Source organism: Streptomyces sp. NPDC086777 (assembly GCF_040702065.1).
Taxonomy (GTDB): domain Bacteria; phylum Actinomycetota; class Actinomycetes; order Streptomycetales; family Streptomycetaceae; genus Streptomyces.
Map to the genome: position 1 here is coordinate 246,785 of NZ_JBFBJI010000001.1, position 21,887 is coordinate 268,671.

At 72.9% G+C, this 21,887-nt stretch carries 20 protein-coding genes and 1 pseudogene; 11 read left to right on the top strand and 10 right to left on the bottom strand.

What is annotated here, in order from left to right:
• Window positions 1-91 precede the first annotated feature (91 nt).
• The 4 genes from AB0472_RS01150 to AB0472_RS01165 all read left to right on the top strand — a co-directional run bounded on the left by AB0472_RS01150 (window position 92) and on the right by AB0472_RS01165 (window position 2,594).
• A complete protein-coding gene (locus tag AB0472_RS01150) occupies window positions 92-913 on the top strand; it encodes a helix-turn-helix transcriptional regulator (protein WP_366352255.1) in 822 nt (273 codons plus the stop codon).
• The gene (locus tag AB0472_RS01155) at window positions 910-1,152 is read left to right on the top strand and encodes a DUF397 domain-containing protein (protein ID WP_366352257.1); all 243 of its coding nucleotides are present in this window, start codon (window positions 910-912) and stop codon (window positions 1,150-1,152) included. Before AB0472_RS01150 ends, AB0472_RS01155 begins: the two co-directional genes overlap by 4 nt.
• A 45-nt stretch (window positions 1,153-1,197) precedes the next feature.
• A complete protein-coding gene (locus AB0472_RS01160; protein WP_366352259.1) occupies window positions 1,198-1,947 on the top strand; it encodes a hypothetical protein in 750 nt (249 codons plus the stop codon).
• A 116-nt stretch (window positions 1,948-2,063) separates the two neighbouring features.
• Window positions 2,064-2,594: a hypothetical protein gene (locus AB0472_RS01165; RefSeq protein ID WP_366352261.1), complete on the top strand. Its 531-nt coding sequence runs from the start codon at window positions 2,064-2,066 to the stop codon at window positions 2,592-2,594.
• A gap of 187 nt (window positions 2,595-2,781) precedes the next feature.
• Here the strand turns inward: AB0472_RS01165 and AB0472_RS01170 are convergent.
• The 3 genes and pseudogenes from AB0472_RS01170 to AB0472_RS01180 form a co-directional block, all read right to left on the bottom strand.
• A pseudogene (locus AB0472_RS01170) lies at window positions 2,782-3,006 on the bottom strand (pyridoxamine 5'-phosphate oxidase family protein); the annotation flags it as partial.
• 144 nt (window positions 3,007-3,150) lie between these two features.
• Window positions 3,151-4,326: a M91 family zinc metallopeptidase gene (locus tag AB0472_RS01175; RefSeq protein WP_366352263.1), complete on the bottom strand. Its 1,176-nt coding sequence runs from the start codon at window positions 4,324-4,326 to the stop codon at window positions 3,151-3,153.
• A gap of 344 nt (window positions 4,327-4,670) precedes the next feature.
• The gene (locus AB0472_RS01180) at window positions 4,671-5,063 is read right to left on the bottom strand and encodes an isomerase (protein ID WP_366352264.1); all 393 of its coding nucleotides are present in this window, start codon (window positions 5,061-5,063) and stop codon (window positions 4,671-4,673) included.
• A 122-nt stretch (window positions 5,064-5,185) separates the two neighbouring features.
• Between AB0472_RS01180 and AB0472_RS01185 the strand changes: the two genes are divergently transcribed.
• A complete protein-coding gene (locus AB0472_RS01185) occupies window positions 5,186-5,977 on the top strand; it encodes a helix-turn-helix transcriptional regulator (RefSeq protein WP_366352266.1) in 792 nt (263 codons plus the stop codon).
• A gap of 26 nt (window positions 5,978-6,003) precedes the next feature.
• Here AB0472_RS01185 and AB0472_RS01190 read toward each other — a convergent pair whose 3' ends face one another.
• Window positions 6,004-6,669, bottom strand: coding sequence for a Type 1 glutamine amidotransferase-like domain-containing protein (locus AB0472_RS01190; protein WP_366352690.1), 666 nt, complete (start codon window positions 6,667-6,669; stop codon window positions 6,004-6,006).
• Between the two features lie 64 nt (window positions 6,670-6,733).
• On the opposite strand from AB0472_RS01190, the gene AB0472_RS01195 reads away from it, so the two are divergent.
• Window positions 6,734-7,720, top strand: a complete 987-nt coding sequence (locus tag AB0472_RS01195; protein ID WP_366352267.1) for a helix-turn-helix domain-containing protein — start codon at window positions 6,734-6,736, stop codon at window positions 7,718-7,720.
• Between the two features lie 129 nt (window positions 7,721-7,849).
• On the opposite strand, the gene AB0472_RS01200 is transcribed toward AB0472_RS01195, so the two are convergent.
• On the bottom strand, window positions 7,850-9,301 hold the full coding sequence (locus AB0472_RS01200; RefSeq protein ID WP_366352269.1) for a carboxylesterase family protein: 1,452 nt from the start codon (window positions 9,299-9,301) through the stop codon (window positions 7,850-7,852).
• A 126-nt stretch (window positions 9,302-9,427) separates the two neighbouring features.
• Between AB0472_RS01200 and AB0472_RS01205 the strand changes: the two genes are divergently transcribed.
• Complete coding sequence (locus AB0472_RS01205) at window positions 9,428-10,405, top strand: AsnC family transcriptional regulator (RefSeq protein WP_366352270.1); 978 nt, start codon at window positions 9,428-9,430, stop codon at window positions 10,403-10,405.
• 9 nt (window positions 10,406-10,414) lie between these two features.
• On the opposite strand, the gene AB0472_RS01210 is transcribed toward AB0472_RS01205, so the two are convergent.
• A complete protein-coding gene (locus AB0472_RS01210) occupies window positions 10,415-11,083 on the bottom strand; it encodes a DUF4360 domain-containing protein (protein ID WP_366352272.1) in 669 nt (222 codons plus the stop codon).
• Window positions 11,084-11,279: 196 nt separating this feature from the next.
• Window positions 11,280-11,738 carry an Rrf2 family transcriptional regulator gene (locus AB0472_RS01215; RefSeq protein ID WP_366352273.1) on the bottom strand — a complete coding sequence of 153 codons (459 nt, stop codon included), beginning with the start codon at window positions 11,736-11,738 and terminating at the stop codon, window positions 11,280-11,282.
• Window positions 11,739-11,811: 73 nt separating this feature from the next.
• On the opposite strand from AB0472_RS01215, the gene AB0472_RS01220 reads away from it, so the two are divergent.
• A complete protein-coding gene (locus AB0472_RS01220) occupies window positions 11,812-14,805 on the top strand; it encodes a beta-galactosidase (RefSeq protein WP_366352274.1) in 2,994 nt (997 codons plus the stop codon).
• 60 nt (window positions 14,806-14,865) lie between these two features.
• Here AB0472_RS01220 and AB0472_RS01225 read toward each other — a convergent pair whose 3' ends face one another.
• The gene (locus tag AB0472_RS01225) at window positions 14,866-16,383 is read right to left on the bottom strand and encodes an alpha-N-arabinofuranosidase (protein WP_366352275.1); all 1,518 of its coding nucleotides are present in this window, start codon (window positions 16,381-16,383) and stop codon (window positions 14,866-14,868) included.
• A gap of 206 nt (window positions 16,384-16,589) precedes the next feature.
• Between AB0472_RS01225 and AB0472_RS01230 the strand changes: the two genes are divergently transcribed.
• Genes AB0472_RS01230 through AB0472_RS01240 form a run of 3 tightly spaced genes read left to right on the top strand, consistent with a single transcriptional unit; the run spans window position 16,590 to window position 19,844 of the window.
• A complete protein-coding gene (locus AB0472_RS01230; RefSeq protein ID WP_366352276.1) occupies window positions 16,590-17,213 on the top strand; it encodes a toxin-antitoxin system, toxin component family protein in 624 nt (207 codons plus the stop codon).
• Window positions 17,210-18,448, top strand: coding sequence for an MAB_1171c family putative transporter (locus AB0472_RS01235; RefSeq protein ID WP_366352278.1), 1,239 nt, complete (start codon window positions 17,210-17,212; stop codon window positions 18,446-18,448). Before AB0472_RS01230 ends, AB0472_RS01235 begins: the two co-directional genes overlap by 4 nt.
• Entirely contained in the window at window positions 18,441-19,844 is a 1,404-nt protein-coding gene (locus AB0472_RS01240; RefSeq protein WP_366352280.1) for an FAD-dependent monooxygenase, read from the top strand. The genes AB0472_RS01235 and AB0472_RS01240 overlap by 8 nt, the downstream gene beginning before the upstream one ends.
• A gap of 240 nt (window positions 19,845-20,084) precedes the next feature.
• Here AB0472_RS01240 and AB0472_RS01245 read toward each other — a convergent pair whose 3' ends face one another.
• Together AB0472_RS01245 and AB0472_RS01250 are read right to left on the bottom strand one after the other, a co-directional pair.
• A complete protein-coding gene (locus AB0472_RS01245; protein WP_366352282.1) occupies window positions 20,085-20,945 on the bottom strand; it encodes an SMP-30/gluconolactonase/LRE family protein in 861 nt (286 codons plus the stop codon).
• The gene (locus AB0472_RS01250) at window positions 20,942-21,715 is read right to left on the bottom strand and encodes an IclR family transcriptional regulator (RefSeq protein ID WP_366352284.1); all 774 of its coding nucleotides are present in this window, start codon (window positions 21,713-21,715) and stop codon (window positions 20,942-20,944) included. The genes AB0472_RS01245 and AB0472_RS01250 overlap by 4 nt, the downstream gene beginning before the upstream one ends.
• Between the last annotated feature and the right edge of the window lie 172 nt (window positions 21,716-21,887).

Genomic DNA, 21,887 nt, shown 5'->3' on the forward strand with positions numbered 1-21,887 from the left:
TGAGAGCCACGTACGCCGGGCCCGCGTACACGGTCACGGACTGGACCGTACCGGTGACTCGCCGTCACCATGGGAGCTGGAGGTGGCCTAGGTGGGCGATGGAGTCGAGCCGGAGTCGTCGGACAGTCTGCGGACCTTCGGGGCGGTGGTCCAGGCGTTGCGCGAACACGCGGGGCTGAGCAGGGAGGAGTTCGGGGAGCGGGTTCGGTTCTCGAAACACACGGTGGCGTCGGTGGAGCTGGGGAGGAGGATGCCGGACGAGTCGTTCGTGGAGGCGGCGGAGGAGGCCCTGGGCAATACCGGTGCGCTGCGGAGGGCGGCGGGGCATGTGGCTCGGCAGCCGGGGTTGGCGGCCTGGTTTCGGCGGTGGGCCCAACTCGAGCAGGCGGCCATCGCTCTGTACACCTACGAGTGCCGGATGGTTCCTGGCCTGCTGCAGACAGAAGCCTACGCACGGACCCTGTTCACCGGACAGTTGCCGCCTCTGGACGACGAGCAGATCGAAGCCCGATGGGCAGCGCGCGCCGAACGGCAGGAGTTGCTCCGGAGCATGCCGAACACGGCATTCGGCTTCATCCTGGAGGAACACCTGTTCCGTCGGCGCACAGGCGGCGTCGACGTCACACGCGAACTCGTCGATCACGTGCTGGAGATCACCGAGCTACGCAATGTGGAGATCCAGATCATGCCGACGGTCCAGGAGTCACACGCGGGGCTCGCAGGCCCGATCCAGCTCCTCGAATCCCCCGAGAACAAGTGGTTCGCCTACTGCGAAGGGCAGCGAGGCGGCCTGCTGGTCCCCGACCCGAAAGAGGTCAGCATCCTTCAACGCCGCTATGCCAGGATGCGCTCACAGGCTCTTACGCTGGAAGACTCCCGGAGCTTGTTGCAGCGGATGCGAGGGGACTTATGAGCAGCACCGAACTGGCCTGGTTCAAGAGCAGCTACAGCAGCAGCGGCGACGGCGACTGCGTCGAGGTGTCCCTCTCCTGGCGCAAGTCCGTCTACAGCATCAGCGGTTCCGGTGACTGCGTCGACGTCGCCACCCGCCCCGCCACCATCCACGTCCGCGACTCGAAGGACCGGCAGGGCCCCCAGCTCACCGTCTCCCCCGACGCCTGGGCCAACTTCCTCACGGACGCCGGAAAGTGACCGTGCGCGGGGCAACTCTCGGCCACCCCCGACTGTCATGTGATCATGTCGATCATTCTCAACGGCCGAGGCGGCTCCGCGCGGTTCGACGCTGACGGCGTTCACATCACCCACTCCGGCCGCAAGGTCGACATCCCGCTCTCGGCGATCCGGGAGGTGCGCAGCGCCGAGCCCCGGGTGGCCGAGGTCGTGCTGACCGACGGCACCATGCACCGCATGGCGGGCCGCAACCGGGTGACCACCACCGCCTTCATCACCGCCCTGACCGCCGCGCTGCCGGAGGAACGCGACCCCGCGGCCAGAGCCAGGATCACGAGCTCACCGCGGGAACGGGTCCTGTACTGGCTCGTGGCCCTCGGCGCGCTCGTCGTACTCGCCTACCTCGGATACCTGGTCTGGGTGGGGTCCGGATACGGCGTGGGCGGCGTCGTCATCGCGGTCCTCGGCACCGTCCCGCTGACCGCCGGCATCGTACTGCCGGTCTCGGGCGTGACGGAGGTCGTGCGCAGGGTCGTCCTGAGCCGACGCGGTATCACCGTCCTCGCCGTGGCCGTGGGCAAGGAGGGCAAGAAGACGGCTTACCGGTACACCGACGCCGACGGCGGGGCGCACGGATACGTCTGCAAGCGCAAGCTCCAGCGCATCCAGCTCGCCTACGACCCGGAGGGGTCCGTCGGCGCCGCGCACGCGGACTGGCTGCCGTTCGTGGCGGCCAGAGTCGCGTGGCACGTCGTCGGGGGCCTCTTCTGGCTGTGGATCGGCGTGGATCTGGTCTTCGCGGCGCTGCTGAAGTGAGGACCGTCGGATCCCGGTCCGACCTCACTCGCGCACTCCTCCTCCACCTGATCTACACATGCCGTGAACGGTGTGATGTGATCCCGGTACCGCGAGCCCGCCGGGGGGATCCAGCCATGTCCAGACGGCTTTTCGCCGTGTTCCTGGCGCTGAGCGCCACCGCCCTCACCTCGTGCTCCGACGGCGGGGGTACGGCCCTGGAGGGCAGCCTGCAGGCCTACGGCACCTCCGGGTACGAGCACGCCCAGGTCGGCAAGGAGTACTGGGTGAGCATGCTGCAGATGGAGAACAAGTCGGGGAAGCCGCTCACCGTCCTCAGCGGGAAGATCGTCCATGTGCCGGCCGGGCTGCGGATCACGGGGTACCGGGTCAACAGCTCCGCCGGCATCGGCGGTCACCCCATAGGGGCGACGGCCGTCGGTGCCGCGGAAGACGTCGACCGTGCCGGTGATCACAAGGGCAGTTCGATCCGGATCAAGGCGCACGCCCTGTCGGACCTGTACTACGAGGCCCGGGTCAAGGTGACCGGCGCCGTGCACGGGGACCTGACCACCTGCCGCTACGAGTACCGGCAGGGCTCCACCACGTACCACCAGGACATCGGCTGCGACACCCGGATCCGCCTCGGCAAGCCCCTGAGCGGCTGAAGCTCTGGACCAGCCACTTCCCGTCGCGCATCAGGGTCCGCCCGGTCAGCTCGGGAACGGTTCCCCAGGCCTGCAGCACCTGTGGGGCGACCTGGAAGAAGACGTACGACGGGTGGTCCTCGCGGGGGTCCCGGCCGTCCTTGGCGGCGAAGGCGTCGCCCACGGTGGCCGGGAGCTCCTCCCGGGTCAGCGTGCGCGCGGTGCCGTGGACCAGGACGACGTCCAGGGTGTGGCCGAAGGAGAGCCGGACCCGGCCGGAGGCGATGAGGTTGCGCCCGGTCGGGTTGGTGTCGCGGGTGGCCGGCCACCCGCTCGCGCCGTCCCACCAGAAGGCGAGCGGCACGAGGCACGGCTCGCCCGTGCCGTCGGCCGTGGCGACCCACACGTCGGTGTCCCGCGCGAGCCGCTCCAGGGCCTCGCGCTTGCGCTGTCGCCGGCTTCGGGGTCCGCCGGGGCGAGAGCCGACCGATGCCGTGCGGCGAGGCTATGACGTGACGCGTCCGGCCACATCCGGCGGCGGGACCAGGGCGCGAGGCGTGGGGCCGGCGGCCGTGGGCTACGTGTAGCCGCCGCGGCGCGGCAGGCCGTGTTCGTCGCGCAGCATCTCCTCCGTGGTGACCGGCACCCGCCGCTGCTCGTGCAGCGCGGTGGAGGTCTCGTTGCCGGTGACGGTCGCCGCCTCCTCGTCGCCGATGTTCCGGATGTTGATGCCGTGCATGTTGTGCTGCGCGTGGATCAGTTCGTGCCCGTAGACCAGGAAGGCGGGCGAGACGGCCTCGCCCTCCTGCGCGCCCTCGCTGTCGCGCAGGCCGTGCGGCACGGCGACGAGGCTGGTGCTGCCCCGGCCGGGGGCGTCGGGGGCGGACGCGAGTCCTTCGGGCGTGTCGACGGCCGCCTCCGCGCCGACCGCGCTGTTGCCGCCCATGAACTCGATCTGCTCGGGGTGGAAGGGCACCACGCCCACCATGGGCGCGCCGGCACCCACGACCCCGGCGGTGAGACCGCCGACCAGGTCCCGGCCGTGCTGCCGGGAGAGCAGCCGGGCGTGGTGGGACAGCATCTGGTCCTCGAAGCCCGCCACCGGCGCGGGCGTACGGTCCTCGCCGAACGGCCGCGGGGTCGACGAGGTCCTGATGCCCTGCCCGCGGACCACCCGCGACCAGGTGCTCGACAGCTGCGTGAGGCCCTCGGTGTCCTGGGGACCGATGTCGGCGCCGACGGGACGCAGGCCGAACCGGCGCAGGATGCCCACGTACTCGATGTGCCGCTGCTGGATGTCGTCGAGCAGGGCCTTCAGCGCGGTGGTGCGCGGGTTGGCCGTCCGGCCGGCCGGGCCGTCGGCGCGGAACTGGCCGTAGACCATGTGCTCGGCGGTGTCCAGGGACATGCCGAGGTCGTCGCAGTGCTTCTGCTGGCTCTCCCTGCCCCGCAGCCGGAACCCGAACCCCTGTGCCGTGGCGATCAGGGACCGGGCGGTCCCCAGCAGCTCCTCCGCCGCGTCGACGACGGGCTGGATCTCCGGGTCGGCCGTCCTGGTCCGCTGCACCGTGGCGACGGGGTCCCGGAGCCGCTGGACCGACCGGGCCACCGCGTCGTTGCCGGCGGTCCGCTGGAGGTCCCGGACGCCCGCAGGGCCGAGGTCCCGCACGGGCGGCCGCGCGACCGCCGCTTCGGACCGCTGCCGCCCGGCCCCGGTCTCCTCGACCGCACCGGGCCGTGTCTGCGCGCGCACGCCACTTCTCCTTCATGTCCGCCAGGGCAGAGATCGAGGATCCTGCACCCCTGGCGGTCCGCCGGGAAGGGGCGGAGGGGCAGGCCCAGGGGCAGACCTGCCCGGCCCTCACCCGCGACCGCCGGCCCGGCGGGCCGCGCGGGAGACCGTCCCGGGGCCTGTCTGACCCTTCCCGTCGTCGCCGGAGGGCGGCCTCGCGGCGTCAGGTGCGTGCTCTCGGCGTGCCGGGCGCAGGCCCTCGTACGGGACGCACTCGGGCCTGTGCCCGGTGCGGCGAGTGGGGGTACCCCCTCTGGGGGAGCGTGCACGGCGTCGCGAGGCAGGCGGGAACTGTCAGACGGGCCCTAGTCGTGCGCCGCGGGGTCGAACCCCTCGGGTGCCCGGTCCAGGAAGACCGTGACGGAGCTGATCCGGCCGTCCTCCTCCAGGTGCAGGACGTCGGTTCCGGTGGCGAAGGAGGTCTCCGCGCCGTCGCCGGTCAGGATCTCCCAGCGGAGCCGGGCGCGGCCGTGGTGGATCTGGGGCTCCTCGCGCAGGCGGAGGGCGACCGGGCCCATGTGGGCGGCGAACTCGTTGCGGAAGTCGATCAGCGCCTGCGCCCCGCCGAGGACTCCGATCTGGGCGCGGTACTCGACGCCGTCGGTGAAGGCGGCCTCGGCGCAGGCGCGCTGCTCGTGCTCGGTGCCGGTGTTCCAGAACCGTACGTATGCGTCGAGCCGTTCGGCGATCTCGGTCATGGTGGCCGTCCCTTCGCGGTGAAGTGCCTTGTCGGCCACCGACTCTGCGGGAGTGCGGTGCGCGCTGTCGATGACCTGCGAGGTCATTGCCCCGGGCCGGGCCGCCGGGCAGCCTGGGGTGCATGACGACGACCACCACCGAGCCGGTCGGGGTGCTGGTGCGGCGCTGGCGGGAGCGGCGGCGGCGTTCCCAGCTGGACGTGTCGCTCGCCGCCGAGTTGTCGACCCGGCACCTGAGCTGCATCGAGACCGGGCGGGCCAACCCGAGCCGGGACATGGTCCGGCGGCTGTGCGACGAGCTCGACGTGCCGTTGCGGGAGCGCAACGCCCTCTATCTGGCGGCCGGGTTCGCCCCGGTGCACCGCGAACGCGCCTACGCCGATCTCGGCGCCGCGCGCGAGGCGGTCGAGGCCGTGCTCGCCGGACACGAGCCGAACCCGGCGCTCGCCGTCGACGTCCGGTGGGAGCTGCTGGCCGCCAACCGCGCCATGGGACTGTTCCTCGGTGACGTCCCGGCGACCGTCACCGGGCCGCCCCTGAACGTCCTGCGGGCGACCCTGCACCCCGACGGCCTGTCCGCACGCATCCGCAACCTCGCCCAGTGGCGGGCGCACGTCCTGCGCCGGGTCCGCCGCCAGCTGGACCGGACCTCCGCCGCCGGCCTCGCCGAACTCCTTGCGGAACTGGAGAGCTACCCGGCACCCGACACGGCCGAGCCACCGGACGGCGGATCCCCCTACGACGACCTCGTGGTCCCCCTGCGTCTGTCCTCCGACCACGGCGACCTCGCCCTCCTCTACACCACCACCGTCTTCGGCTCCCCACGGGACGTCACCCTGGACGAGATCGCCATCGAGACGTTCTTCCCGGCGGACGCACACACGGCGGCACTGCTGCGCGCGATGAGCGGATAGCCCACGACCCGAACCCGCGCCGGCGTTCACCCCGCCGCCCCGAACAACCGCCAGCTCCCCTCGGAGACGACCTCGACGCCGGCGTCGGTCACCTTGACGGCGGTCTGGGCGTCGATGGCGTAGGCCGGGCCGGCCAGCCCGGCCGCCCAGCGCTCCGCCTCGGCCATGGTGTGCTCCGGGCTGCCCAGGTGCGGGAAGAGGGAGAAGTCGACGAGTCCCAGTGCGGCGTCGCCGCCGGTGGGGGGCTCCCAGCCGACGAAGAAGTTCCCGACGCGGGGCGTGAGCGCCATGCTGCCGGCGCTGAGGCCCACGTAGACCGTGTCGCGCAGGGTCGGGAGGAGGTCGGCGAGTCCGGACTCGCGCATCCAGTGGCACAGGTACAGCGCGTCGCCGCCGTTCACCAGCAGGACGTCCGCGTCCCGTACCCAGGAGACCCAGCGCTCCCGGTCGATGCCGGGCAGTGCGGTGAGCTCCAGCACGCCCACCGACTTCCAGCCGAGCCCGGTCATGGGGCTGGGGGACCGGCCGCTGAGGAAACGCCACGGGCCGCCCGGATCCCCGTACGGGCCCCCGTACCCGGCAGTGGGGACGCAGAGGGCGTCCGCCTCGGCGATCGGTTTGCCGAGCAGGTCGACCAGCGCCGCCCGGATGCTCTCGTTCCTGACACCGGAGTCGGTGAGGAGCAGCTTCATCAAGCCCCCGCTGGGTAGGTCGCCGTTCGATGGCAGGATAGGCCGAGAGCGATAGGATCGTGCCATGGCCGCCGACATCGAGTTTCTGCCCGCCCGCCCGCACCGGGTCGTCGTGCTCGCTCTCGACGGGGTCTACCCCTTCGAGCTGGGGATCCCGAACCGGGTCTTTCCCTGCGTTCCCGGCGCCTACGACGTGGTGACCTGCGCGGCGAGCGAGGACCGTACGGTGGCGACCAACGCCGACTTCACCATCACCGTCGGGCACGGACCGGAGGCGCTGGAGAGCGCGGACACCGTGGTCGTGCCGCCGTACGACATGGCGCGGATCGCGCAGGAGCTGTCCGGTCCCGACGCCGCCGCACTGGCGCGGATCCGGCCCGGGACCCGCATCGTCTCCATCTGCACGGGGGCGTTCGCGCTCGCGGCGGCCGGGATGCTCGACGGGCGGCCGGCGACGACGCACTGGGCGCTGGCGCCGCGGTTCCGCCGGATGTTCCCGCAGGTGGCGCTGGATCCGGACGTGCTGTTCATCGACGACGGGGACGTCCTGACCTCGGCCGGGGCGGCCTCCGGCGTGGACGTGTGCCTGCACGTCGTGCGCTCCGACCACGGCAGCGCGGTCGCCAACAGCGTGGCCCGGCAGTGCGTCGTACCGCCGTGGCGGGACGGCGGCCAGGCGCAGTACATCGAGCTGCCGGTGCCGGACGAGGGCGCCACGGGGACCGCGGCCACCCGGGCGTGGGCCCTGGAGAACCTGGAACGGCCGCTGGCGCTGCAGGAGTTGGCCGAGCACGCCCGGATGAGCCGACGCACCTTCGCCCGCCGCTTCCAGGAGGAGACGGGGACGAGCCCCGGGCGCTGGCTGATCCAGCAGCGGGTGCGGCGCGCCCGCGACCTCCTGGAGACCAGCGAGCTGTCGGTCGACCGCATCGCCGCCGAGGTCGGCTTCGCCACCGGAACCTCGCTGCGCCAGCACCTGCACGCGGCGATCGGCGTCTCCCCGCAGGCCTACCGGAACACGTTCCGGGCCACGGCGGCGGGCAGGGTCTGAGCGGGCCACCGCCGTCCCGGTTCGGCCGGTTCGGCCGGTTCTGCCGGTTCTGCCGGTTCAGCCGGTTCAGCCGGTTCAGCCGGTTCAGCCGGTTCGGCCGGTTCAGCCGGTTCGGCCGGTTCGGCCGGTTCAGCCGAAGTGGCGGACCCGGGCGGGCGTCCCGGGGGCGTACGGGAGCCAGTCCCGCACCGAGCCGGTCCTGACGAACTCGGCGACGGCGGCGGCGAACCCGTGCCCGAGGGCGCGCTGGGCGTCCCCGACCTCACCGAGCATCGGGCTGTCCGGGTAGGCGTCGAACGTGTTGAAGAGGAAGGGCAGTTCGGCGCAGTGTGCGGCCCCGAGGGCGTGCGGGTCCTCGGCCGGGCGGTAGTCGAACTCGTAGACGTGGGTCGCGTTGCCGCCGGCCGCGTGGTGGTCGGCGATCTCCAGCGAACCGTCGCGGAAGAGGGTGTCGGTGCCGATCGCGGTGAAGATCTGCGCGGGGGTGCCCTGCGGGAGCCGGGCGGCGTACGCGTCGTAGAGCTCCCGGGCCCGGTCGCCGGCCTGGACGGACAGCAGGTCCTGGGCACCGGCGGCGGTGAGGTTCTGGACGGCCGGGTCGAAGGCGAAGAAGGACGTGGCCTCGTCGGCGGTGGTGCCGATGAGCAGCGGCTTGCCCTCCAGGGCCCCGTCGGCGAGCGCCCGCTGCCAGGTGCGGGGCAGGCCGGGGGCGCCGAGCACCGGGTACATGGGCGGGGCGGCGTTGCCGGGGCGGGCGATCCGGGCCGCCAGCTGCCCGTAGGCGGACAGCAGCTGCCCGGCGGGCAGGGCGCGCAGGGCCTGCGCGGTGCCGGCGCCGGCCGGGACGCCGAGCAGTTCCAGGTAGGCCTCGGCGTTCGCGGCCGCGTCCTCCGGGTCCTGCGGGGCCAGGCCGAACGGGCCGCTCTGCACGAGCACCCGGGTGACGAGGCCGGAGGTCGCCGGGTCGAGCGCCAGGGACAGCGTGGAGTAGGCGCCGGCCGACTGACCGCCGACCGTCACCTCGCGCGGGTCGCCGCCGAAGGAGGCGATGTTGTCCCGCACCCAGCGCAGCACGGCGGCCTGGTCCTGGGGGCCGAGGTTGGCGGCGCCGATCTCCGGGAGGTAGAGGTAACCCAGCGGCCCCACCCGGTAGTTGGCGGTGACGACCACGATGTCGCCGAGGGCGGCGAGGCGGCCGCCGTCGTACCAGTCCCAGCCGCCGGAACCGCTGGTGAAGCCGCCGCCGTGCCACCAGAGCAGGACCGGGCGGGGCGTGCCGTCCGTCAGGGCCCCGCGCGGCGCGAAGACGTTGACGGTGAGACTGCCGTCCTCGTCCCAGTCCGGCACCCGGTGCCCCATCACCCGCTCCAGGCGGGACGGGCCCTGCGGGACCGACGGTCCGGCCTCGACCGCCTCCCGCACCCCCGTCCAGCCCTCGTGCGGCCGCGGCGCGGCGAACCGCAGCCCGCCGACCGGCGACGCGGCGTACGGGATGCCGCGGAAGGAGACCGCCCCGTCTTCCGCGACGCCCTGGACCCTGCCCTGCTCCGTGGCCACGACCGGGTGCTCGATGTCCGCCATGGTGCTCACCTCTCTCGGTTCGGTTGCGATGTCACCGATGCGACGTCAGCGATCCTCACCGCGGGTGCGGAGACGAGCCAGAAAGCAGGCCTGAAATCGACAATGTGCGTCATATCATCCGTGGATATGGAGAAAGCACGCCATCGGCTGGACGAGACCGACAGCCGGATCGCCGCCGCGCTGCTGGCCTCCCCGCGCGCCTCCTGGCGCACGGTCGGCCGCGTCCTCGGCGTCTCGGAGCGGACCGTGGTGCGGCGGGCGGCGCCGCTCTACCACGACGGCACGCTGCGGGCCACGGCCGTCCGCAACCCGGTGTGCTTCCCCGATCTGGTCCCGCTGGCCCTGCGCATCCGCTGCAGGCCCAACCGGATCAGCGCGGTCGCGGCCACCCTGGCCCGCCGTCCCGACACGATCTGGGTGGACGTCCTCGGCGGCGGCGACGAGATCTGCACGATCCTGTTCCTGGACGGACCGGACGCCCGCAACAACCTGCTGCTGCGCGACCTTCCGGCCACCGCGGCGGTCCGGTCGTGGACCTCGCACGCGCTGCTGCGCGTCTTCCCGGCCGGTTTCGACTGGAGCGGCGGGCTGCTGTCACAGGAGGAGCTGGCCCGTCTGCGCCCTCACCCGCCGGAGGGCGCCCCGCACCCCGCGCTCACCCCCGTCGACCACCGGCTGGTCGCCGGGCTGGTCGAGGACGGGCGGGCCTCCTACACGGACCTCGCCGGCCGCGCCGGGATCAGCGCCCTGACCGCCCGCCGGCGCCTGGCGGCGCTGACGGGCGGCCTGGTCCTCCGGCTCGCGACCGAGGTCGATCTCGCCCGGCTGGGCATCCGTACCGAGGCGTTGTTGTGGATGACGGTGGCCCCCGGCCGCCTGGAGGAGACCGGGCGGCGGCTGAGCCGTCATCCACAGGTGCGGTTCGCCTCGGCCACCACCGGCTCGGCCAACCTGCTCGTGGCCGTCGCGGCGGCCGACCTCGACGCGCTCTACGTCTTCCTGAGCGACACGGTCGGCGCCCTGGAACACGTCTCCGCGATGGAGGTCACGCCCATCCTGACCGGGGTCAAGCGGACCGGCCTGGTCCGGCCCGGGAGCCTGTGACCGGCCCGGCTACTTGCCCGGGCACTGCTTCCAGGCGAGGTGGTAGACGGTGCTGATCTCGCCGTCGGTGGAGTCCATGGTCATGAAGCTGACCTTGCCGGGGTTCGCGCTGCCGGCGGCCACCCGCAGCTCGGTGTTGATGTTGAAGTTGCGCTGGACCCCGCAGGGCGCCCAGACCAGCTGGGCCCAGTCGGTGGTGTCGGTGGCCTGCCAGTTGTCGTTGTAGGGCCCGGTGAAGGGGTGGCTGGCGAACGCGGTGTTGGAGGAGCCCTGGAAGTAGTACGAGGCACGCTGGGTGCCGGTGGCGCCCGGCTGGAGGGAGGCGAAGCCGCGGTAGTCGGCGCTGGCGATGGCGTAGGTGAAGCCGCCCGGCACGTGGACGACCAGGTTGAGCTGGCAGTTGCGCCGGAAGGCGGTGGGGTCGGAGTTGCCGCCGGCCTGGGCGAGGTAGGCGCTGTAGGTGACGGTGAAGGCCTCGTTGTCCTCGGACACGGCGACCGCGGTGGTTCCCTGCGGACAGCCGGAGCCGTTCACCGTGGCGACGGTGATGACGATCTTGTCCGGCGGCGGGTCGTCGAAGACCGGCGACGACGAGGCCTGGGCCTGAGCGGGCAGCCCGGCGGTGAGCAGCGCGGCCAGCGCTCCGCCGAACAGGAGTCGGTGTCTCCTGAGTCCCATGGTTTCTCCGGTTCGGTGATCGAGTGGGGGGTTGCACCCGCGGCCGTCCGTAGTTCACTTTTGGAGAGTTCACTTTTGAAGAAACTGTGAGTTTCCTGTGAAGACCGGGGCGCTCGAATCGTAGGAACCATGGCATGAACCGGTCAGGTCGAACTCCGGCCATTCACACCGCCGGATTTCACACCTCGCCGCAGGCTCAGGGGTTCTCCCAGGCCGCCGGTTCCGCCGCCAGCGCCCGGACCGGCTCGGGCAGGGCGTCCGCCGCGATGTCCGCCACCGTGACGCCTTCGAGGATCCTGCGGACGTTGGCACGCAGGGCGATCCACAGCGGCAGCAGCGGCTGGGCCGTGCCGGTGTACGCGAGTCCCGTCGGGCGCTCGCCGCGCACCGAGACGATCGGGCCGTCCACCGCGCGGATCAGGTCGGCCACGGTGATCGCCGACGCCTCCCGCGCCAGCCGGTAGCCGCCGCCCCCGCCCCGCCGGCTGTCGACGATCCCGGCACGCCGGAGGTCACCCAGGATTCCCTCGAGGAACTTGTGCGGGATGTCCTGGGCCCCGGCGATCTCCTCCGCCTTCACGGGGCCCCCACCCTGCCGTACGGCGAGCTCCAGAACCGCCCGTACCGCGTAATCCGCTCGTGCCGAGATCCTCATGCGTCCATTGTGGGGTGTCCTCCCGTGGACAATGGCCGCACCCGCGCCCCGTAAGATCGCCCGGGAGGATCCCTTGGCGCTCAGCAGACGTACCTTCAGTGCCCTCGCCGGCTCGACCGCGCTCGGCTTCGCCCTGGGCGGCAGCGGCGGCCCCGGGGCACCCGCGGCCTACGCGGCACGCAGCGTGCCGACCGGCCCGGCACCGGCCGCGCCGCGGCCCGACGGACAGCGGCACACCATCGGCTACGACCACCACTCCCTCGTCGTGGACGGCCGGCGGCTGGTGGTCTGGTCCGGCGAGCTGCACCCCTTCCGCCTCCCGAGCCCGTCCCTGTGGCGGGACGTCCTGGAGAAGATGCGGGCGCACGGCTACAACACGGTCAGCATCTACGTGGCGTGGAACTACCACTCCGCCGCGCCCGGGACGTACGACTTCACCGGCGTCCGCGACCTCGATCTCTTCCTCCGCACGGCCGCCGAGACCGGGCTGTACGTCATCCTGCGCCCCGGCCCCTACATCAACGCCGAGGTCGACGCGGGCGGTTTCCCCGGCTGGCTCACCGCGACCGAGGGCGCGGCCCGGGGCACCGACCCCACCTACCTCGGCCACGTCGACCAGTGGCTGACGGCCGTCAACCGCATCGTCCGCCGCCACCAGTACACCGACGGCGGCGGCACCGTCCTGCTCTACCAGATCGAGAACGAGTACGACGGCCACGTCGCCGACCCGAGCGGCCCCGCCTACATGTCCCACCTCTACAAGAAGGTGCGGGCCGACGGCATCGACGTCCCCCTCTTCCACAACGACAAGGGCCGCAACGGCTACTGGATCCCCGGCTCCTTCGACACCGGCGGCGAGAGCGGCAAGTGGCTGTACGGCTTCGACGGCTACCCGTCGCCCTCCCAGCCCCCGCCGGACTGGGGCGACTTCGGGATCGGCGGCCTCAGGGGCGGCGCGACCGCCAGCCCGCGCACCCCCGGGTTCGTGCCGGAGTACGGGGGCGGCTGGTTCGACCCGTGGGGCGGGGTCGAGTTCGGCGGCAAGGGCTACGCCGAGTCCCGCCGCACCCGCGACGCGGCCTACGAACGCCGCTTCTACCTCACCAACCTCGCCAACGGCCTCACCCTCCACAACGTCTACATGACCTACGGCGGCACCACCTGGGGCTGGCTGCCGGCACCGGTCGTCTACACGTCGTACGACTACGGCGCCGCCATCGACGAGGCCCGCAACGTCACTCCGAAGATCGCGCCGATGCACCAGCTCGGCCACCTCCTGCAACGCGTCCCGGACTTCGCGAAGCTGGACCGCGCGGCCGACGTCCACGTGGCCGGGCTGACGACGTACCACCTCACCAACCCCGACACCCAGGCACACGTCTACGTCCTGCGCAACGACGGCGCCGAGGAGGTCACCTCCACGCTGCGCACCGCCGCGGGCGACGACGTCGAGCTGACCGTCGCGGGCCACGACGCCCGGCTCGTCACCACCGGCCTCTCCCTCGGCAAGCGGAAGCTGCGTTACTGCACCGCCCAGCCGGTGTTCGTGCTCACCGCGGGCCGCCAGGACATCGCCCTGTTCACCGGCCGCTACGGCGAGATGGCGCACCTCGTCCTGGAGTGCCCGACCGAGCCGTTCGTCCAGCGCCTCGACGCCGAGGCGGCCTGGGTCTACGACCAGGGCGTCCTGCACGTCACCGCGCCGCTCGGGCAGGGCGGACTCACCCGGGTCCTGGTCCAGCGCGGCGAGTCCGACACCCCGCTGCTCCTCCTCTTCGCCGACGACGCCACCTCCGTACGGCTGTTCCCGTACGACACCCCCTCCGGCACGCTCCTGGTCTACGGCCCGGCACTGCTGCGCCACGCGAAGCTCGACGGGTCCGCCGTCCGGCTCACCGGGGACATCGTCGGGGCGAGCGGCGTGGAGGTCTGGGGGCCTCGCGGGATCAGCTCGGTCACCTGGAACGGGCAGCCGGTGCCGACCCGGGTGACCGTCTCGGAGAGCCTGGTCGCCCTGGCGGAGATGCCGGCGGCGCCGCGGCCCGCCCTGCCGGCCCTGACCGGCTGGCGCCGCAGGGCCGAGAACCCCGAGGCCGCGATCGGCTTCGACGACTCGGCCTGGCAGGCCGCCGACAGGAAGACGTCGTTCAGCACGACGCCCGTCCCGGCGGGTCAGCCGGTGCTCTTCGCCGACGACTACGGCTTCCACTACGGGGACGTCTGGTACCGGGCGCGGGTGGCGGGAAGCATCGAGGACCTGGAGTCGGTCTCCCTCGCCTACAGCACCGGCACCCAGGGCATGCTGATGGCCTGGCTGGACGGGGTGCCGCTGGGCTCGCACCGGATGCCGGTGCCGGACGCGAAGACGGTACGCAAGGGGAGCTGGACGGCCACCGCCGAGTTCTCCGCCGACGGGCTGCGCAAGAAGCTGCGCAAGAAGCAGCGCAGGAAGCCGGAGCACGTGCTGTCCGTGCTGGTGCGGCGGATGCAGCACGACATGGACGGCGGCTCGCTGGACACCCACAAGGTGGCGCGCGGACTGACCGCGGTCTCCTTCAAGGGGGTCGCGCCGAAGGTGGGTTGGCGGATCCAGGGGGCGGCCGCACCGGATCCGGTGCGGGGACCGCAGAACAACGGCGGGCTGTACGGGGAGCGGGAGGGCTGGCACCTGCCCGGGTTCGCCGACGGCGGCTGGGAGCCGGTCACGCTTCCCCGCTCCGACGAGGGGATGGGGGTCACCTGGTACCGCACCGGGTTCCGGCTGTCCGTGCCGGGCGGGGTGGACGCGTCGGTGGGGCTGGTCCTGGAGGACGATCCGGCGCGGGCCTACCGGGTGCAGATCTTCCTCAACGGCTGGAACGTCGGGCAGTACGTCAACGACGTGGGGCCGCAGCACACGTTCGTGCTGCCGAACGGGATCCTGCGGACCCGGGGTGCCAACACGCTGGCGCTGGCCGTGCTCGCGGACGGTACGAGCGAGTTCGGGCCGGGGGTCGTGCGGCTGGAGTTGCTGGGGAGTGCGGCCGGAGGGGTCGAGGTCGTGGGGGTGGACTCCCCCGGCCGTTGACCGCGGGTCGTGGGGGCTGCTCGCGCGGTTCCCCGCGCCCCCGAGGCGGCGCGTTCGCCCTCAGACCAGCCGGATCACATTCCATGACAGGGGCTCGAGGACGGCCGTGAGGGTGCCGTCGTCCAGGGTCGTGCCCGTGGCCGGATGCGGTGCCACCCGCTCCGGTTCCTGCAGGGTGTTGCGGGCGTCCGGGTCCTCGTCGGCCAGGACGCTGTGCTCCGCCACGGACGTCAGCCCGAGGCCGCCCAGGGCCACCTCCAGCGGCAGCGGCTCCGTGCGGCCGCGGTTCACGGCGAAGACGGTGACCGTGCCGTCCTCGGCCCTGACCGCCGTCGCGTGCAGCAGGTTCGTCTCGCCGTACTTCTTCGTGGCGTAGGTCGGTGAGTCCACGCGGACGTCCAGGACCCGGCCCCTGCCGTACCGCGACGCCTGGGCGAAGGGGAAGAACGTCGTCTGGCGCCAGGCCGGGCCGCCGGGCTCCGTCAGGATCGGGGCGATGACGTTGACGAGCTGGGCCAGGCAGGCGACCTTGACGCGGTCGGCGTGCCGGAGCAGGGCGATGAGGAGCGAACCGAAGACCACGGCGTCCAGGACGCTGTAGTTGTCCTCCAGGAGGCGGGGGGCCTCGGGCCAGTCCCGCACGTCGGAGTTCTCGATCTCGTGCCACCTGGAGGTGTACCAGACGTTCCACTCGTCGAAGGAGAGGTTGATCCTCTTCTGGGACTTCAGCCTGGCGCCCACGTGGTCGCAGGTGGCGACCACGTTCTCGATGAAGGACTCCATGTCGACGGCGGAGGCCAGGAAGGAGTCGAGATCGCCGTCCTGGGGCTCGTAGTAGGCGTGCAGGGAGATGTGGTCGACCAGGTCGTAGGTCTCCGCGAGGACCGTCGCCTCCCACTCGGCGAAGGTCGGCATGGACTGGCTGGAGGAACCGCAGGCGACCAGCTCCACGGCCGGGTCCATCTGGCGCATGGCGCGGGCGGTCTCGGCGGCGACACGGCCGTACTCCGCGGCGGTCTTGTGCCCGGTCTGCCAGGGACCGTCCATCTCGTTGCCCAGGCACCAGAGCCTGATGCCGAACGGGTCCTTGTCGCCGTGGGCGGCGCGGAGGTCCGACAGGGCGGTCCCGGAGGGCTGGTTGGCGTACTCCTGGAGCTCCAGGGCCTCCGCCACGCCCCGGGTGCCGAGGTTGATCGCCATCATCGGCTCGGCCTGCGGGCCGACCTTCTTCAGGAAGGCGATGTACTCGGAGAGGCCGAACCGGTTGGTCTCCGTCGACCGCCAGGCGAGGTCCAGGCGCCGGGGACGGTCCTCGACCGGGCCGACGGAGTCCTCCCACCGGTAGCCGGAGACGAAGTTGCCGCCGGGGTAGCGCAGCGTGGTGACGCCGAGTTCCCGGATCAGGTCGAGGACGTCCGTGCGGAGGCCGTCGGCGTCGGCGGTGGGGTGGGTGGGCTCGAAGATACCGGTGTAGACGCAGCGGCCCAGATGCTCGACGAAGGAGCCGAAGACACGGGGGCTGACGTCGCCGACGGTGAAGGCGGGGTCGAGGGTGAAACGGGCGGTGCGCGTGCTCATGGGATCCCTTCAGAAAGCGCTTGCCCAAGGGTAGGTCAGCCGACTTCCGTGCAGTAGGGGCTTTCGCGCATCGGACGGTCGTCGCCGTGTGGGCCCCCGTTCGATCCGCGGCCCTGGACGGCATGACGCGGACACACCCGGCCGCGTAGTCTCGGACCGGCCGACACGGCGCGGTGACCGCCGTCGGGCGGTGCGAAGGGGGAGCGATGGACTTGGCCGGCGCGCGGCACCGGTGGGCCCGGATCGCCGCGGGGCTGCGGCGCTCCCGGCCGGCCGGCCGGCTGCGGCGGTCCCGGGCGAACGCGCGGATGCGCCGGCTCGCCGCCGACCTCACCGCCGCCGTCCGTGCCCGGCCCCGCAGGCCGGACGGCGTACGGGAGCTGTGCCGGACGCTGTGCGACGAGACGAGCCTCGGACGCGGAGGCCGGCCGGTCGAGCTGCGCTTCGAACGGTTCCCCGACGAGATCGAGGTCACCGGACTGTGGGTGGAGTTCCAGGACTTCGACCTGGTGATCGTCGAGGAGCGGGCCGAGGCCGTACAGCAACTGGTCATCCTGGGCCATGAGCTGTGGCACATGCACGCGCGTCACGCGCATCACCACGCGGCCGCCGCGAACGCCCTCGCCGGACGGCCCGGCTGGGACTCCCTCGCCCTCACCGTGGCCGCCCGCAACGGCTCCCGGGAGGCCGACGAGGCCGAGGCCGACGACTTCGGGCACCGGCTCGCCGCCGCCCTCCGGCCCTTCCTGCCCGGCCGGGGCACCGAGGCCCCGCCCGACCCGGTGCAGCGGTCCCTCGGCTACCCCGGACGGGAAGGCGGACCCCGGTGACCTACCCCCCACTGGCCGAGGGCCCGACCGCGTTCCTCACCGGTCTGTACGTCTCCTTCTGGCTCCCGGGCCTCGTGCTCACCGCGGCCCTGGTGATCAAGCTGCCCAGCATCCTCAAACTCTGGCGGGACCCGCTGCTGCGCGCCGTCGGCGGCCTGCTGCTGTTCGCCTGCGCGGTGTTCGCCTTCGCCGCTCCCGCCACCATCGCCTGGACCAACCGGGTCACCGGCGTGCCGAACATCTCGGCGCCCCTGGTGTACTCCCTGATCACCGCGCTGTCCGCGTCCTGGCTGCTGCTGGTCGTGCACTGGCGCAACGGCCACACCGACCGCCGGGCGCAGACCCGGCGCGCCACCCGCTGGGTGGTCAGCGTCTACGCGGCCGTGGTCGTCGCCCTCTGGGTGCTGTTCGCGCTCGCCGACGTGCCCGTGGAACAGGTCCGGAACCTGGACACCTACTACGCCAGTACGCCGTTCATGCGCGAGGAGATCCTGCTCTACCTGCTCGCGCACACCGTGGCCTGCGCGATCACCACCCGGCTGGTGTGGAACTGGATCCGCACCGACGGCCTCGACGCCTGGCTGCGCTGGGGGCTCAGGTTCCTGGGCATCGGCTACGCGACGAACCTGGTCTTCAGCGCGGCCAAGTTCACGGCCGTGGTGGCCCGCTGGACCGGTCACGACCTGGACTGGCTGAACACCAACATCGCGCCGTCGGCCGCCTGCATCGCCGCCACGTTCGTCGCGATCGGCTTCATCGTCCCGCACGCCGGCCAGTACTTCCACGACCGCTGGCTGCTGCGCCGCCGGCACCGCGCCCTGAAGCCGCTCGTCCGGCTGATGCGGACGGTCACGGGCGGCCGCGAACCGCTCGCCCTGCGCGCCACCGCCGAGATGCGCCTGATCCGCCGCGAGACCTACATCCGGGACGCGCTCCTGCAGCTCTCCCGGTTCCTCGACGAGAAGCTGCGCTGCCGGGCCCACGACGCCGCTCTCGCCCTGGGTCACGAGCCCGGCCGGGCCCAGGCGCTCGCCGCCGCCGTGACGGTCCTGGAGGCCGTGGAGAGCGGACGGCACGCCCCGGACGGCGACGGCGGCGGCACGGCCGAGACCGACACCTCGTACCTGCTCCAGGAGATCCAGGCCCTCTCCGAGGTCCTGCGCCACCCCGACGAGATCACGGCGGTACGCACCCGCGCGACCGTCCCGGCAGAGAGCATGTCCGCGCATGAGTGAACGTCCCTCCCCCGCCAGAACCGCCGTGGTCCTGGGGGGATCACACACCGGCATGCTCGCGGCCCGGGCCCTGGCCGGCCTCGCCGACCGGGTCCTCGTCGTGGAACGCGACGAGCTGCCCGTGACACCCGCTCCGCGCAAGGGACTTCCGCAGGCCCGGCACGCCCACATGCTCTGGTCGGGCGGCGTACGGGCGATGGAGGAACTCCTGCCGGGCATCACCGCGGCCCTCCTGGACGCCGGGGCGCGCCGGGCCCCGGTCACCACGGACATGGTCGCCCTCTCGGCCCAGGGCTGGTTCCGCCGCTGGCCCGAGTCCCACCACGTGCTGCTGGCCGGCCGGGACCTGCTGGACGCGACCGTCCGCGCGCGGGTCCTCGCGGACGGGACCGTCGAGGCGGCCGGGGGCACGGAGGTGCTCGGGCTCACCGGCGGCGCGGCGGCGGTCACCGGCGTCCGGACGCGGGACCGCGCCGGCCGGGAGCGGACCGTCGAGGCGGACCTGGTCGTCGACGCCACCGGCCGGGGATCCGGCGCCCCCCGCTGGCTCGCGGCCCTCGGGCTGCCGGCCCCGGCGCGCCGCGAGGTCGACACCGGTCTCGCCTACGCCAGCCGGCTCTACCTCGCACCCGAGCAGGCCCGCGCCGATTTCCCGGTGGTCAACGTACAGCCGGACCCGCGGGACGGCGGCCCCGGCCGGGCCGGCTTCCTGCTGCCCATCGAGAACGGCCGCTGGATCGTCACCCTCAACGGCACCCGCGGGGGCGAACCGACCTCCGCCGCCGAGGACTTCGTCCCGTTCGCCCGCGACCGGCTGCGCCACCCGCTCATCGGGGACCTGCTCGCGCAGGCCGAACCGCTGTCCGACGTCGCCGTCACCCGCGCCACCGTCAACCGCCGGTACTTCTACGAGCGGATGCCCGCCTGGCCCGACAACTTCACGGTCCTCGGCGACGCCCTGGCCGCGTACAACCCCGTCTACGGGCACGGCCTGGCCGTGGGTGCGCAGAGCGCGCTGCTCCTGCGGGACCTGACCCGGCGGTACGGCCTCGGCACCCCCGGTCTGTCCCGGCGCGTCCAGAAGGCCGTCGCCCGGCCGGTCGGGGCGGCCTGGGATCTCGCCATCGGGCAGGACGTGTTCTATCCGGGCGCCACGGAGAACGGGCCGACGGCCCGGGACCGGATCGTGTCCGCCTACGTGTCCCGCCTCATGTACACGGCCACCGGCAACGGCCGCATCGCCCGCCGCGTCACGGACGTGACCTCCCTGGAGCGCCGAGCGGAGGTGCTGCTGGCCCCGTCCGTGCTGCTGGCTGCGCTGGCAGGGCCGTTGAAGCCGGCCCTGACCGGACCGCCGCTCACCGCGGAGGAGCTGAAGAGAGCGGGCCTGCAGTAGCGCCCCGCCCCGTCAGGGGCGCGGGACCGTGCGGCATCTGCGGCTGCCGCCACGTGGGCGCGACCAGCACCCTCAGCCCGACGGGGGCCCTTCGGCAGCGCCCCTTGAGGGGCGCGAGGAACTGCGCGACCAGCCACGACGGTGCCGCGGACGGCCTGCTGCCCGGCGCGGCAGGGTCGTTTCTCGCCTGCGGGCCGGTGGGGGCTGGTCGCGCGGTTCCCCGCGCCCCTTGCGGGGCGTTCAGCCTTGGAAGGCCGGCTGGGCCAGGCCCCTGCCCGCGCCCGGGACCACCAGGAGGGAGCCCGCCGTCGGGTGCGGGCGGTCGAGCCCCACTCTCGCCGTCGTGACGTACAGGTCGGTGAGGTCCGCGCCGCCGAACGCGCACGCGGTCGTCAGCGTGGCGGGCAGGGCGACGATCCGGTCCAGCTCACCCGTCGGCGTGTAACGCCGCACCGCTCCCCCACCCCACAACGCCACCCACACACAGCCGTCCGCGTCGACCGTCAGGCCGTCCGGGAAACCGGCGTCCTCCTCGATCGTCACCAGCGGGCGGCGGCCGACGGGGAGTCCGTCGACGCAGTCGAAGACGTCCACGCGGCGGGTCGGCGTGTCGACGTAGTAGACGCGCCGGCCGTCCGGGCTCCAGCCGATGCCGTTGCTGACGGTGACGTCCGGCAGCAGCGTCGTCACCGTGCCGTCGGGAGCCACCCGGGAGAGGGTGCCGCCCCCGGTCGCCTCGTCGTAGCGCATCGTGCCGGCCCACAGGGAGCCGTCGGGGGCGACGGCCGCGTCGTTGGCACGGCGGCCCGGGACCTGCTCGCGGTGCAGCCAGCGGAACGTGCCGTCGGGGTCGAGGAGGCCGACGCCGTCCCGGAGGTTGAGGACCAGGCCGCCACCCGCGCGCGGCTTGACCGCGCCCACGTGCTGGTCCGTCGTACGGATCGTGCGGCGCCCGGTCTCGGGGTCGTACGTGTGGATGCGGGAACCGAGGACGTCGATCCATATCAGGCGGCCGGTCGCCGGATCCCAGGTGGGGCCCTCGCCGAGGGTCGCCGCCACGGCGACCGCGACCTCGTACGCCGTCGTCGTCACCGTCGTCATGCCACGCTCCGGTGGCCGAGGCGCTCGGAGAGTTCGGCGGCGCCCTTGGCCGCGAGCTGCTCCAGCTCGGCCCGGCGCTCGTCGCTCCAGCGGATCATCGGGACGGAGATGGACAGGGCCGCGACGACCTGCCCGGTGCGGTCGCGGACCGGCGCGGCGACGCAGGAGACGTCCGGGTTGGACTCCCGGCTCTCCACGGCGATCCCGCGGGCGCGGATCCCGGTGAGGGCCTCCCGCAGGGCACCCGGCTCGGTGATGCTGTTCGGGGTCATCGCGACGAGGTCGGCGTCGTCCGGGATGCGCGCGGTCAGCTCCGGCTCCGGCAGCGAGGCCAGCAGCATCTTGCCGACCGAGGTGCAGTGGGCGGGCAGCCGACGGCCGGCGGCGGAGACCATGCGGACCGCGTGCGTGGAGTCGACCTTGGCGATGTAGATGACGTCGGTGCCTTCGAGGATCGCCACGTGGACGGTCTCGTCGCAGGTCTCGGCGACCGACCGGGCGACCTGCTGGCCCTCGGCGGCGAGGTCGAGCTGCTCGGCGTAGCGGCTGCCGAGCTGGTACGGACGGACGCCGAGCCGGTAACGTCCGGGCTGCCCGGGTACGGGCACGATGTACGACCGGGCGGAGAGCGTGGTCACCAGCTCGTGCACGGTGGTCCGCGGCAGCTGGAGTTTGCGGACTATGTCGGGGGCGGAAAGGGTCCCGTCCCCGTCCAGGAAGAGCTCAAGAATGTCGAGAGCCCGGGTCACGGCAGGCACGAGGCGTCCCACGTCCGGCCCCCTCCCTTGGGTCTAGGCGCCGGATATCGGTGCGGCGCGCGTCTCAGCTGCGGAGCCGTTCGAGATATCAACAGGCGATCGGCATGACGAACACAGGCTAGCCATCGGGGATTCCACGGGCAATGGCCTGGAAGAAGCCGGGTAGCCGCGCGTGCACCATGGG

Excerpts from the sequence above, each read along its gene's own strand:
- AB0472_RS01155 (WP_366352257.1), top strand. The coding sequence starts at position 910 with ATGAGCAGCACCGAACTGGCCTGGTTCAAGAGCAGCTACAGCAGCAGC.
- AB0472_RS01160 (WP_366352259.1), top strand. The coding sequence starts at position 1,198 with ATGTCGATCATTCTCAACGGCCGAGGCGGCTCCGCGCGGTTCGACGCT.
- AB0472_RS01165 (WP_366352261.1), top strand. The coding sequence starts at position 2,064 with ATGTCCAGACGGCTTTTCGCCGTGTTCCTGGCGCTGAGCGCCACCGCC.
- AB0472_RS01180 (WP_366352264.1), bottom strand. The coding sequence starts at position 5,063 with ATGACCGAGATCGCCGAACGGCTCGACGCATACGTACGGTTCTGGAAC.
- AB0472_RS01185 (WP_366352266.1), top strand. The coding sequence starts at position 5,186 with ATGACGACGACCACCACCGAGCCGGTCGGGGTGCTGGTGCGGCGCTGG.
- AB0472_RS01190 (WP_366352690.1), bottom strand. The coding sequence starts at position 6,669 with ATGAAGCTGCTCCTCACCGACTCCGGTGTCAGGAACGAGAGCATCCGG.
- AB0472_RS01195 (WP_366352267.1), top strand. The coding sequence starts at position 6,734 with ATGGCCGCCGACATCGAGTTTCTGCCCGCCCGCCCGCACCGGGTCGTC.
- AB0472_RS01200 (WP_366352269.1), bottom strand. The coding sequence starts at position 9,301 with ATGGCGGACATCGAGCACCCGGTCGTGGCCACGGAGCAGGGCAGGGTC.
- AB0472_RS01205 (WP_366352270.1), top strand. The coding sequence starts at position 9,428 with ATGGAGAAAGCACGCCATCGGCTGGACGAGACCGACAGCCGGATCGCC.
- AB0472_RS01210 (WP_366352272.1), bottom strand. The coding sequence starts at position 11,083 with ATGGGACTCAGGAGACACCGACTCCTGTTCGGCGGAGCGCTGGCCGCG.
- AB0472_RS01215 (WP_366352273.1), bottom strand. The coding sequence starts at position 11,738 with ATGAGGATCTCGGCACGAGCGGATTACGCGGTACGGGCGGTTCTGGAG.
- AB0472_RS01225 (WP_366352275.1), bottom strand. The coding sequence starts at position 16,383 with ATGAGCACGCGCACCGCCCGTTTCACCCTCGACCCCGCCTTCACCGTC.
- AB0472_RS01230 (WP_366352276.1), top strand. The coding sequence starts at position 16,590 with ATGGACTTGGCCGGCGCGCGGCACCGGTGGGCCCGGATCGCCGCGGGG.
- AB0472_RS01240 (WP_366352280.1), top strand. The coding sequence starts at position 18,441 with ATGAGTGAACGTCCCTCCCCCGCCAGAACCGCCGTGGTCCTGGGGGGA.
- AB0472_RS01245 (WP_366352282.1), bottom strand. The coding sequence starts at position 20,945 with ATGACGACGGTGACGACGACGGCGTACGAGGTCGCGGTCGCCGTGGCG.